This window comes from Fluoribacter dumoffii NY 23 (genome assembly GCF_000236165.1).
Taxonomy (GTDB): domain Bacteria; phylum Pseudomonadota; class Gammaproteobacteria; order Legionellales; family Legionellaceae; genus Legionella; species Legionella dumoffii.
In genome coordinates this window covers 3,110,787-3,123,086 of record NZ_CM001373.1, presented here as the reverse complement: position 1 = coordinate 3,123,086, position 12,300 = coordinate 3,110,787, and the positions used below count along the sequence as shown (strand labels likewise).

Below are 12,300 nucleotides of genomic sequence, written 5' to 3'. Positions count from 1 at the left end.
TTCGGATAAATCACCCTAAAAATAGAGTTTATCCTAATAAATAATTATCAATTAACCGGATCTCCCCAATCCGTACTGCGGCAAACCGACGCCCCTGATGCTCTTCTACATATTCTACCGTAATCTCTTTTGCCGTTAACTGCGCGACGATTTGCTCACAAGTTAAATCTTTTTGTTGAAAAAGTGTAGCAAATTCTTCTGCTAAAGCTTTTTGTTCTTTATTGAGTCGATTATTGCGTGAACTGAAAGCCAAACCACTTGTTTCGCGAATGGTGGGACAGGCTTTAATTTCTATGTCCATAAAAAATGCCTTCGCCATCCCCTCAATTAACAGGTATTGTTGATAATCCTTTTCTCCAAAATAAGCACGCTGCGGCTTCACCAGGTTAAATAACTTCATAACCACAGTTAAAACCCCGTTAAAGTGCCCTGGTCGGTGTTTTCCTTCCATTAATTGACACAGATGCTTTTCAAGAACCTGATACTTGTATTGATCTGCGTACATTGATTTTTCATCTGGAAGAATGCAAAAATCAACACCGCAGTTCTTCATAATTTCAAGATCTGCCTCCAGGGTTCTTGGATAATTTTTAAAGTCATCCGCTTGATTAAATTGGGTTGGATTAACAAACAAACTTGCAACCGTATGGGAGTTTTCTTGTTGGCTTGCTAGAAATAAGGATGCGTGTCCTGCATGTAAATTACCCATTGTGGGGGCAAAACCCAAGGTTAGTTCGGAGGATAAAGTTTTACGAAACCTAATCCATTCGTTCAAATCATGAAAGATGTGCATCAGTTACGGCTCCTAAGAATAATGGCTGAATAGTAAAAAATTGGCTGTTCCCATCAAATACTGCAGCGGCAGAATGCAAAGCTGCATCCAGGGGCACTGTGCCAGGATGCAACTTATGTGTTCCATGGAAATCCCTTTAAAACAGTTGTGTTTGCTGGTCAACTGGGGAAATTATTCTGCCCCCTTGCTTAAAATGAGTGTTCAGCAGTGGGAAAACTCATTTGCTGAACCTGTTGTGCATAAGCATTTAATGCATTCAACAGAATTTCTTTGCCTTGGGCATAACGTTTGACAAACTTTGGATTAAAATCAGTTTGTAGACCCAGCATATCATGCCAAACCAGAACCTGCCCGTCTGTAGAAGAACCGGCACCAATCCCGATAGTGGGTATCGTCAAGGATTGGGTTACCGTTTGGGCTAACTGTTGGGGCACGCATTCAATGACCAGCGCAAAGCAGCCGGCAGCTTCCAAAGATAATGCTTGCTGGATCAGTTTTTCTGCTTGTTCCTGATTTTTTCCTTGTACTCTAAAACCACCCAATTGATGTATCGATTGGGGGGTTAAACCGATATGACCTATAACAGGAACCCCTGAATTGACTAAATAGGAAATAGTTTGGCAAGTATCTGCATCAGCTCCTTCAATTTTCACTGCATGGGCGCCTGCCTGTAAGAGATTTTTTACATTTTCTACAGTTTGGGCCAGGGAGGTTTTATGGCATAAAAAAGGGAGATCACTGATCAGAAATTGCTGTTTTAATCCCCGTGCTACAGCTTGGGTATGAAGTATCATCATCTCCATGGTTGCCATGATTGTCGTTTCATGGCCATGCACTGCCATAGCCACGGAATCTCCGACAAGAACACAATCAATATTGGATTCAGCAACTATGCAGGCCGAAGGATAATCGTAACAAGTAATCATGGAGATTTTTTGTTGTTCTTCTTTTTTACGTTTGAAATCATGAATTTTCATAGGGCCTTACTCCTTAATAAGATGAAGCAAGGATTATGGGGAAAAAAGGGAAGCACTACAGGTACCTGTCGCATGGATCAAGTCCTCCAAAAAAAGTTGAAAAAAAAGTCACTGCCAGCTTGGGTCAGTGCATTAGGCCTTTACCTGCTTAGCAAGTTTGGGTCTAAACGGAGCAGGCATTGGGCTTACTCACAGGAGCTATCATATTTCAAATTCAGGAAGTTGAGAAGTGCTTGCTTTTTTGGAAGGCGGCCTAAGTAAAAATAAAAGAGGAAAAGCAAATAATACTACCCACATCATCAAACGAAAGTCTTGCAGGTAAGCAAGTAATACCGCCTGCTGGGTCACGGTTGCATCAAGAAGGGCAAGTCCGTGGCTTGAATGTAAATTAAAGGCTCCTGATTGGCTGGCTTGATTTAAATTAATGTTAAACGGGGTAATAAAATGCGCGAAGGCTGAATGATTTGCTTGAGTATTTTGAGCAAGTTTGGTCATGACAATAGAAATACCAATGCTGCTGCCTATATTGCGGAGCAAACTAAACAATGAGGTGCCATCATTCCGATATTGTGGCGGTAATGTGGCAAATGTGAGTGTTGATAATGGAACAAAAATAAAACCTAACCCTAGACCCTGGATAATTCCTGAGGAAATGATGTCGCTGCTGCAAATCTCCGCATTGAATAATGTCATCGACCATAACGAGTAATCGGTCAGAATCAACCCTAAGCCAATTTGATAACGGGCATCAATCTTTCCGGATAACTTGCCGACAATCATCATCGCGGTCATCGTGCCTATTCCTCGGGGAGCCAGGAGTAAACCTACGTCAATTATTGGGTAATTCATTAAACTTTGCATGTAAGGGGGTAGCAGTGCCATGGTAGCCAGCAAAATAATGCCGATAATAAAAATGAAAATAAGGCCAATGCTGAAATTACGGTCTTTAAACATGGATGGGTCGATAAAAGGATTTTTTGTCGTGAGGATATGAGCAACAAACAAATACAAACAGCCCAGGGCAACGATTCCTTCAATAATTATTTCACTGCTATTAAGCCAATCCAGCGATTCGCCCCGATCCAGGAATAGCTGGAATGCACCTATCGCAATACTTAAAAAGGCAAAACCCATTAAATCAAAATGTTTTTCGGTTTTTAGTTTATTTTCCCCAAGAAACAAGGTTAAACCGATCCTGGCAAGTACTCCAAAAGGCAGGTTAATGTAAAAAACCCATCGCCAATTGTAGTATTCAGTAAGCCATCCCCCCAGAGAGGGGCCAAGTATTGGTCCCACCATGACCCCCATGCCCCAAATAGCCATGGCAGAACCATGTTTTTCCGGAGGATTAGAATCCAGGAGTATGGATTGGGAGATAGGAATCAGACTTGCGCCGCAAATTCCCTGCAGTAAACGGAATAAGACAATTTGCGGCAAACTCTGGGCCGCGCCACATAACATGGAGGCCACGGTAAATCCAATAACTGACCCGATAAAAATTCGTTTTCTTCCAAAGCAATCACCTAAAAACCCAGTCAAAGGGGTAAATATTGCTGCTGCCACAATATATGAGGTAAGTACCCAGGAAGTTTGTTCCTGAGTTGCTCCCATACTCCCTTGCATGTGGGGTAGGGCCACATTGGCAATGGTGGTATCCAATGATTGCATCACTGTGGCAAGCATCACAGATAAAGTAATAAACACTCTTTCTGAACCTTTAGGTGGTTGATATGTTTTTAGCATCGATTGCACTCGTTTATCCAAAGGTTAAAAGCACACAAGAATATATAAGGTTTCCTCATCCCCCTATACGGCTTGACTGCGGTATAGTGTATCAGGAAGATTTCGTCTAATCCCCTGACAAGCCGCAAGGGCTCCTCAAGGGCCGCTATGAGGTTTAACCCTCCCCGACTTTGGGAAAGGAGGAGTTATGAAAAGAATATCGTTTATGTTTGGTATCTATTTTTACCCAGGAGCTAAGCCCAGAACGTAGTAAAGGACTGTCTGATTCGGGATCCAATTGAATTCGTACCGCAACTCGCTGGGCGATTTTAACCCAATTTCCTGTCGCATTTTGTGCCGGAATGATTGAGAATTCGGAACCGGTTGCAGGACTTAGGCTTTGGACTGTCCCTTTCCATTTTTTTCCTGGATAAATATCAATGGTGGCAATTACCTTTTGTCCCGGGCGGACATAGGTCAACTCTTTCTCAGTAAAGTTTGCTTCAATCCAGGGATGCTCATTGGCAACCAAGGTCATGGTAATCGCGCCTCTACTTACAAATTGTCCTTTTTTGGGAGGGGCGCTGATGGTTCCTGACAAGGGCGCTTTGATTTCAGTATGCGCCAAGTCCAGTTTTGCTTGTTCATATTCGGCCTTGGCCATTAAATAGGAAGGGTGTTTCTCCACTGGCTCATCAATACTCCCCGCTAGAGACGCGGCTAACCCTTGCAGGTTATGTTCTGAAGTAACGATTTGTTGGGCGGCAAGTTCGGCACCTTCATTGGCATCATCCAGGCTCGAAAGAGAGGCGAAATGCTTTGCCGCAAGATCCATTTGGCGCTTTTTATTGCGCAGGGAAAAATTATATTTAGTACGGACAAGCTCCAATTCCGCCTGTTTTTCCCGGTAATTTGCTTTCATTGCTAAAATATCAATGCGGACTTGAGCTAATTTGGATTCAGCTTTAGTCAAGGCGACTTGAAAGGGAGTGGCATCAATACGATAAAGAAGCTGATTTTTTTTTACATGTTGATTTTCAGTAACAAAAACCTCTTGTACCACCCCAGCTACTTGTGGGCTCAGGGGGATCATATCTGCCTTGACGTAGGCATTATCGGTGGCCACATAACGGCCGCCAAGCAGATAAAAAATGGTGCCGATTATCACCAAAATAACCGGGATAACAACTAAAAGAATAAAGCGGCGGGAAAATGGAAGAGGTTTTGATATTGGCATTGGCTCTTTTTGCTCTTTATGCATTTTGTTCATCTATAATTCGAGTTATCATTTATGCTTCATGCAAGAGCCTTCTTTTGCAGAACGCTCAGAGTTATTGCTTGAAATAGATACTATGATAACAGGTTTTTTATGCAAATCACTGAAAAATTAGCGCTCCCAGGAGAACATCCTTTATTATTACAGGGGGCTGTGGGGAGGTTGGAAGCTGTTCTAACTGTCCCGGAACAAAATCATTCTGCTTTCATTGCCTTTTTGGGGCATCCGCATTCGCTGCAAGGCGGTTCAATGAGTAATAAAGTAGTGACTACTTTGGCACGTGTTTTCAGGGAGTTGGGCATTCCTTCTCTCCGCTTTAACTTTCGCGGCGTAGGCCACTCAGAGGGCAGCTATGATGCGGGGCTGGGTGAAAGTGAAGATATGCTTGTTTTAGTTCGTGAATGGCAAAAGGAACAGCCTGAGAAGAAACTTATTTTTGCCGGCTTTTCATTTGGCTCCTATGTGGCTTATCGCGCAGCTGCCCAATCTGATGCACATTTGTTGATTACAGTGGCGCCTGCAGTAAATCATTATAACTATTCTGAATTTGTCCCACCACCTCACCCCTGGCTCATTGTGCAAGGTGATGAAGACGAGGTGGTGCCTTCCAATCAGGTTTTCGAGTTTGCAACCCAGGCTGTTCCCGAAATCCCGGTGCTTCCCTTTGCCAACACGGGCCATTTTTTTCATGGGAAATTGATTGAACTGAAAGCAAAACTTATAGAATACATTCATTCCCAGGCTGTTTTATGATGGATTTGATTACCCAATATGAGGCTGCACTTGCCCGCGGTGAGATCGATGATGATCGGTTGCAGAGAGAAATATTGACTCATATGCAAAACCTCGCTAATGAGGTAAGTAAATCCAACTCCTCCTGGCTGTTTCCCTTTATTAAACCCCGGATAAAGGGAATATATCTTTATGGCCCTGTGGGTGTTGGGAAAACTTATTTAATTGATTTGTTTTATGATGGTCTTGAAGAAAAAAAGAAAGCGCGTTTTCACTTCCATCACTTTATGCAACAAGTTGATTTTCAGCTAAGGCGGTTGCAAGGACAAAAAAATCCGCTGCACAAAATTGCTAAAGAATTGGCAAAATCAACAAAAGTCCTCTGTTTTGATGAATTTATGGTCCATGACGTTGCTTATGCCATGATCTTGGCGGAATTATTGCAAGCCTTGCTGGCCAATGGGGTAATTTTAGTTATTTCTTCGAATATACCTCCAGATGATTTGTATAAAAGCGGTGTGCATCGAAAAAGGTTTTTACCTGCCATTGCGGCTATCAAAGAACACTGTAAGATCTTGCATTTAAATGAGCAAAGAGATTATCGGGTAGGGCGAGCTCCTTTGTTCGATGCTTATTTATTTCCTTTAAATGCCAATACAGCTTCTACCATGGAAACACAGTTCTCACTTTTAGCCAGCGAATATCAGGAAAATGGTTTTATTACAATACAAAATCGTGAAATCCCTTTTCTCAAACTTGCTGAAAATACGGTTTGGTTTTCTTTTGATATTTTATGTAATTTGCCCCGCAGTCAACTGGATTATTTGGAACTTGCAGAAAAGTTTGACACCATTTTTTTAAGCGACATCCCTGCATTAACAGTTAATCATACGTTACAGGCAATTATGTTCATTCACTTTATCGATGTGATGTATGATCGCGGCATTAATATTATTATTTCCGCAGAAGTGGCCGTTGAAGAGTTATATCTTGAAGGAGAAATGAAAGATACTTTTAAGCGTACTTACAGCCGCTTGCTGGAAATGCAGTCAGTTGATTATTTGGCACGCCATCCTAAAAGAGAGCTTAAAGAATTCATCACGGGCAATCCCTAGTTGAACTTGATGGCATAATAAACGAGCTGTAAGTTGATTCAAAATTGAAATAATGTATAATTTTTCTCTTAATTGAGAATGATTCTCGATTTCATTTGTGCTAAAATCATAATAATTTCACTATTTGCTGTTAGGACATGATCAAAATTACAGAATTAGTAGCAGGCGATAGAGTAAGGTTAACCAGTTTTGGTGCTACAGATATGCAATATAGACGCAGGCTTTTGTCTTTAGGTGTTACCTGTGGGACTGAGCTTTTGGTTGTTCGCACTGCTCCTTTAGGATGTCCTATACAAATTGAAGTCAGAGGAACTGCTTTGACCTTGCGTAAAGAAGAAGCGGGCCAATTGCTTTTGGAGCGTATATGACTCATGTGTTGTTGGTAGGCAATCCTAATTGCGGCAAAACCACCTTGTTCAATGCATTAACCGGAGACAACCAGCGGATAGGGAATTGGCCCGGAGTTACGGTTGAAAAGAAAACAGGAGAGTTTTTTGCAAGTCATCAACGCATCGAAGTGACTGATTTACCCGGGGTTTATTCGTTAGTAGCCCATGCAGAAGGCATGAGTCAGGATGAGCATATTGCTGCGCATTCCGTGGCCACTATGAAAGCTGATTGCATTATTAATGTGATTGATGCTTGTCATCTGGAACGGCATTTATATTTAACCACCCAAATTTTGGAATTAGGTAAACCCGTACTGCTTGTATTGAACATGATGGATATTGCCGAGCAACGAGGTATCTCCATAGATATAAATGCATTGTCCCAACAATTGGGGTGTCCTGTTATCCCTATCCAGGCGCACAAAAAGATAGGTATTCCGCAATTAATACACTCAATAACCCAACCTCAAAAGCATATCCCCTGGAAACTTCCTGTTCCCAAGCTGGTGCAATCTACATTAATGAGTTTGGAAAATATCCTGGTTCAAAAAGGGTATAGCCAATCCCTGGCTTATTATTACGCACGCCGAGTCGTCGAGGGAGATGAGTTGCTACTCGATGAGGCACTCACCAAAGATTTGACCTTACTCAATGAAACCGAGTCGGGCCTTGATATCCTATTAGCTGATGCCCGCTATCAGAAAATACACGAGGTGGTGAGGGCGGTACAAAAAAAACAAAGTGATGCCAGCGAGGATTTTACGGCAAAGCTTGATAAAATTATGTTGCATCGTTTTTTTGCCTTACCTATTTTTTTTGCGATGATGTATTTGATGTTCTTGTTCGCGATTAATATAGGGGGCGCGTTCCAGGACTTTTTTGATATCAGTACCGACACCATATTTGTTCAGGGTACTGCCTGGTTATTACAACAGCTTCATGCCCCTAATTGGCTGATTGCTTTATTGGCAAATGGTGTGGGGAAAGGCATTAATACTACCCTGACTTTTATTCCGGTCATTGCGGCTATGTTTTTCTTTTTATCTTTACTTGAGACATCGGGCTATATGGCGCGGGCAGCCTTTGTTGTTGATAAAGCGATGCGTACGCTGGGACTTCCTGGCAAATCTTTTGTGCCAATGATTGTTGGTTTTGGCTGCAATGTTCCAGCGATCATGGCTGCCCGGACATTGGATTCAGAGCGTGATCGCTTACTCACCGTGATGATGAGTCCTTTCATGTCATGCAGTGCGCGTCTGGCGATTTATGCAGTTTTTGTTGCTGCTTTTTTCCCGACGGGCGGACAAAACATTGTATTTTCATTATACCTGATTGGCATTTTAATGGCGGTATTTACAGGGTTCCTCTTGCGCAAATCTGCTTTAAAAGGCCATGCTTCACCCCTGATTTTGGAGTTGCCTGCTTATCATAAGCCCGCCCTGAAGCGGTTATTTAAAGAAACCTTCATGCGATTACGCTTTTTTGTAGTGCGGGCAGGAAAGTTAATTGTTCCTATTTGTATTATTTTAGGTGGTTTAAATGCCATAACGGTGGAGGGAGGAATAAACTCCGGTGAAGCAAGTACCCAATCGTTGCTTTCTTTAATGGGGCAATGGATTACTCCTCTGTTTACCCCCATGGGAATTCATCAAGACAATTGGCCTGCAACCGTAGGATTATTAACAGGTATGCTTGCTAAAGAAGTGGTAGTGGGTACGCTGAACTCCCTTTATGCCCAGGCTGCGCATGTGGGAGAAATTGCCGCGGCCCACTTTGATTTTTGGGCAGGCATCAAGGCCGCTTTTTGGTCTGTTCCTCAAAATTTATCCCAATTGGGTTCTGCTTTGGCCAACCCTATTTTGGCTAGTGCAGCGGATAATCCTGTGTCTCAAACGGTATATGGAATTATGGCGCAGCGTTTTGATGGTAAGATAGGTGCCTATGCATATCTTTTGTTTGTGCTTCTTTACATTCCATGTGTCTCGACAATGGCGGTAATTCGTCAAGAAGCAAATAAAAAGTTTATGTGGATTTCAGTTATTTGGTCTTTTGTTATTGCCTATGTTACAGCAGTTTTATTTTATCAAGGTGCTAAATGGATTCAGAATTCTGAACACAGTGTTTTGGGGATTTGTTTGTTTCTAACGATTTTATTAGGCGGTGTAGGGTTACATCATTTTATGAAACGAGCCATACGGAGGAATAATGCTGTTGCAAATACGTGATTACATTGGTCGTGCAGGAGTGGTTAGCACTCAGCAATTGACTCGAGAATTTCGTTTGGATCTGCCGGCATTGCAGCCTATGCTTGATTTATGGATTGGTAAAGGTGTAATCGGTAAATGCCAGGGACGCACCAATTGTCAAAGTACATGCTTTAAGTGTCGTTCGGATGCCCCAGAATATTATCAATATCTTCTTTAAGGACAAGGTGTTACAACCCTGATTCCCTAATTTTTAATGCCGTTATGCAGACTCGCCACTTTTCCTGGCGTTGACTTTTTTGCTGCAACTGGTGATTTGCAATACCTTTGGTTTAGCATTCCTCCAACTTTTACAGGTTTTTTACTTAAGTGAATTAACTTTCGTGCTCATTCATTAAATTTGGGCTAATATAATCGTATAGGCTTGATTTACATGTGGTACGCAAATGGCTGATGATTCCGATTTCCCTACTACTGATGAGATACCAAAATTTATCGAGGCCGTCGACAATCTCGATAACAGTATGGATTTGCGCAAGTTGCAAATGGAAGAGGATTTAAATGATCCGGTGACTTTAGTTGAGCGGGTTTATCAAATCTGGTGGCATTGGGCTGACTTCCAGCTTTATATTGTGTCTCCACCCATTGATCCAGTTTCACCTCCGAAAATCATCAAACCTGAACCCATCCCAGGAACAAATGACTTGGAGTTTGTATATCCCATTCTCGACTCCGGCTCCAAACTATCTACTTCCAAAAGTGAGGAGATGTTATCTGCCGGGATGTCCATGTATAAACTCTATATGACAATTGAAAAAATGATTTATATATTGGTTGAGCGTTTAAAGGAAGGAGGCATTGATAAGGAAACTGAAGTACAAGTCTCTTTTGGCGGACATTTACTCCCGCAAAGAAAGGCTTTTGAATCGATAATCAATTTACCTTACAACGTAGTAGTAACTAATTTTGATCCCGGTGCCTGGGGCGAACGGTATTTACAAATTGTCAAACAAAATGCCGAAAAATACGGATATCCGCTGGAGGCACCCCGAGATACGTATAAACAACCCAGAACCTCTTCTGTACGACCCAAATAAAAACCCTCTAAGAGGGTTTTATTTTATTAATCCTTTGGGTTTCAATGAATGAGATTCCTCGCTGTTAGCATAACGATCTGCAATATAGTCTACGCAACCGCGTAACTCTTTGTTGCTTCCCATCACTTTACGTAAAGACTCGATTACAGCAAATATAATTTGCGCGTTATCTCCATGTCCGTGCGCTAATTCACTCTTTATGCGGGAAAGAATTTTGTTCACCTCTTTTACTTGAGTTCCAAATAAACTACTTCCTGGAAATGAGTTATCCACAAAATTCTGCAGAATGGCCTTTGTAAGTGCCAAAGGTTTTTTGTTCAAATTATTTTGATGCAAGAGTTCACATGAAAGGTAACTTGCAATTTCAGGGTGTCCACTTTTTTTTGCTTCCTTCACGGCTCTTTTAATGCCGCTTACTCCAGGAACATTTTCTTGGGATAAATTGCAAAGCTGTCTGACCGCATCCATTTGCCCTGCTTTTACTGACATCATGAGTAATTGACCTGCCATTCTCCAGTCAGGCTGTTGATAACTCAATAGCTGGGCAAAGTTCTTCCACAACTTGTCTGCTGCGGCAGCTCTTAAAAAGTACCCTATAATAGCCTGGTTTGGTATCACCTTATTTTTTTCTATAAAATCAAAAATAGTGTTCCAATCATTTACATTCATCTTTTGGTTGGGTATTAACGTAATAAGGATTTCATTTAAGTGCTTCTGTAATTCTGTTTCTAGAAATTTGAGAGCAGGTTCAGCGGGTTTTCCCCATAACTTACATAAAAGGTTAAGAATTTCTTTCCGTTTTGTAATTTGTTCGATTGATAATTTTCCGGATTTTGCTGCTATTACGATGCTTTCTATCGCTTGGTCAACTGCCTCCGGCTGAATTTTTTCCCGGTCATCCTCATCCCTTACCATGGTATGTATTGTTCTAACAAGTCCTTTCGAGACACAATAGAGAAGGCGCTCATTTGGATTTTTAGATATAGGCATAATTACAACCTTGATGAGTAAAATATAAATTAATTATACCATAAGGAGTCATGTTGAATAAAAACAAACCAACCCAATTCATTCAGCTAGTCACAAGTTATAAATAGTTTTATATTATGGTGCTTCCGTAAAGAATCGAATCGGGGAAAGAATTCAATTGGATGCGGGATGAAAATTAAATTTTGCTCAGATTCCATATCTTGTTCATCTTGCACGATAGAAACAGAGTGCTATACTTCGCATTTGTGCTTTATTTAAATAACTTTTCTAATTAAGGAAGAAACTCACAGTGAACAAAAAAAGACCCGTTAATCTGGATTTGGGTAGTTTAAAATATCCCCCTATGGCAATAGCTTCCATTTTGCATAGGATTTCAGGGGTAGTTTTATTTTTACTGTTACCCATAATGCTATATATTTTTGGCCAATCAATACAATCGGAAGAAACCTTTATCCAAGTGAAAGGTTTGTTGGCTCAGCCTGCTTATAAAATGATTCTATGGGCATTTGGAGCTGCAATGATATATCACTTGCTTGCAGGGATTAGGCATCTTTTAATGGATATGGGATTTGGTGAGCATCTTGATGCGGGTCGGCGTTCTGCTGTTATAGTCATTATTCTTGCCGTTATTTTGTCAATTTTTCTAGGAATCTGGATATGGTAAATAATGTCACCAGTTTAACAGGTAATGGTTTAAAAGATTGGTTGGTTCAACGGGTCACAGCAGTTTATTTTGCTGCTTATTCTTTTTTTATTATTGGATTTTTATTATTGCATCCTGAACTTGGTTTTGCCCAATGGCATGCTCTTTTTTCCAATACTTTATTTCGGATCGCGTCACTTATTGCCTTGTTTGCGCTTTCATTGCATGCATGGGTAGGCATTTGGACAGTGACTACAGATTATATGAAATGTACTGTTCTGCGTTTATCAGTACAAATGTTAGTCCTTTTATGGCTCCTGAGTCAATTTATCTGGGGCTTAATGATCCTTTGGGGGCAGTAG

13 protein-coding genes are annotated in these 12,300 nt (G+C 41.3%); 8 read left to right on the top strand and 5 right to left on the bottom strand.

Features of this window, described 5'->3' with window-relative positions; translation table 11 throughout:
* Window positions 1-28 precede the first annotated feature (28 nt).
* From panC to KYQ_RS14170, 4 genes are all read right to left on the bottom strand, one after another.
* Window positions 29-793: a pantoate--beta-alanine ligase gene (gene panC, locus KYQ_RS14190; protein ID WP_010652481.1), complete on the bottom strand. Its 765-nt coding sequence runs from the start codon at window positions 791-793 to the stop codon at window positions 29-31.
* Between the two features lie 188 nt (window positions 794-981).
* On the bottom strand, window positions 982-1,770 hold the full coding sequence (gene panB / locus KYQ_RS14180; RefSeq protein WP_010652482.1) for a 3-methyl-2-oxobutanoate hydroxymethyltransferase: 789 nt from the start codon (window positions 1,768-1,770) through the stop codon (window positions 982-984).
* A 201-nt stretch (window positions 1,771-1,971) separates the two neighbouring features.
* The gene (locus tag KYQ_RS14175; RefSeq protein ID WP_019350197.1) at window positions 1,972-3,513 is read right to left on the bottom strand and encodes a DHA2 family efflux MFS transporter permease subunit; all 1,542 of its coding nucleotides are present in this window, start codon (window positions 3,511-3,513) and stop codon (window positions 1,972-1,974) included.
* A 154-nt stretch (window positions 3,514-3,667) separates the two neighbouring features.
* A complete protein-coding gene (locus KYQ_RS14170; RefSeq protein ID WP_231294562.1) occupies window positions 3,668-4,729 on the bottom strand; it encodes an HlyD family secretion protein in 1,062 nt (353 codons plus the stop codon).
* Window positions 4,730-4,861: 132 nt separating this feature from the next.
* On the opposite strand from KYQ_RS14170, the gene KYQ_RS14165 reads away from it, so the two are divergent.
* From KYQ_RS14165 to KYQ_RS14140, 6 genes are all read left to right on the top strand, one after another.
* Window positions 4,862-5,521 carry an alpha/beta hydrolase gene (locus tag KYQ_RS14165; protein WP_019350196.1) on the top strand — a complete coding sequence of 220 codons (660 nt, stop codon included), beginning with the start codon at window positions 4,862-4,864 and terminating at the stop codon, window positions 5,519-5,521.
* Entirely contained in the window at window positions 5,521-6,615 is a 1,095-nt protein-coding gene (zapE, locus tag KYQ_RS14160) for a cell division protein ZapE (protein WP_010652486.1), read from the top strand. Before KYQ_RS14165 ends, zapE begins: the two co-directional genes overlap by 1 nt.
* Before the next feature lie 137 nt (window positions 6,616-6,752).
* On the top strand, window positions 6,753-6,983 hold the full coding sequence (locus KYQ_RS14155; RefSeq protein WP_010652487.1) for a FeoA family protein: 231 nt from the start codon (window positions 6,753-6,755) through the stop codon (window positions 6,981-6,983).
* Complete coding sequence (feoB, locus tag KYQ_RS14150; protein WP_010652488.1) at window positions 6,980-9,229, top strand: Fe(2+) transporter permease subunit FeoB; 2,250 nt, start codon at window positions 6,980-6,982, stop codon at window positions 9,227-9,229. Before KYQ_RS14155 ends, feoB begins: the two co-directional genes overlap by 4 nt.
* Window positions 9,210-9,428, top strand: a complete 219-nt coding sequence (locus tag KYQ_RS14145) for a FeoC-like transcriptional regulator (protein ID WP_010652489.1) — start codon at window positions 9,210-9,212, stop codon at window positions 9,426-9,428. The genes feoB and KYQ_RS14145 overlap by 20 nt, the downstream gene beginning before the upstream one ends.
* Window positions 9,429-9,654: 226 nt before the next feature.
* Window positions 9,655-10,305: a hypothetical protein gene (locus KYQ_RS14140; RefSeq protein ID WP_010652490.1), complete on the top strand. Its 651-nt coding sequence runs from the start codon at window positions 9,655-9,657 to the stop codon at window positions 10,303-10,305.
* 18 nt (window positions 10,306-10,323) lie between these two features.
* Here the strand turns inward: KYQ_RS14140 and KYQ_RS14135 are convergent, their stop codons facing one another.
* Entirely contained in the window at window positions 10,324-11,295 is a 972-nt protein-coding gene (locus tag KYQ_RS14135) for a hypothetical protein (RefSeq protein ID WP_010652491.1), read from the bottom strand.
* A 289-nt stretch (window positions 11,296-11,584) separates the two neighbouring features.
* Between KYQ_RS14135 and sdhC the strand changes: the two genes are divergently transcribed.
* Together sdhC and sdhD are read left to right on the top strand one after the other, a co-directional pair.
* Window positions 11,585-11,959 (top strand): succinate dehydrogenase, cytochrome b556 subunit, encoded by a 375-nt coding sequence (gene sdhC, locus KYQ_RS14130; protein ID WP_010652492.1) that lies wholly within the window; start codon window positions 11,585-11,587, stop codon window positions 11,957-11,959.
* A complete protein-coding gene (gene sdhD, locus KYQ_RS14125; protein ID WP_010652493.1) occupies window positions 11,953-12,300 on the top strand; it encodes a succinate dehydrogenase, hydrophobic membrane anchor protein in 348 nt (115 codons plus the stop codon). The genes sdhC and sdhD overlap by 7 nt, the downstream gene beginning before the upstream one ends.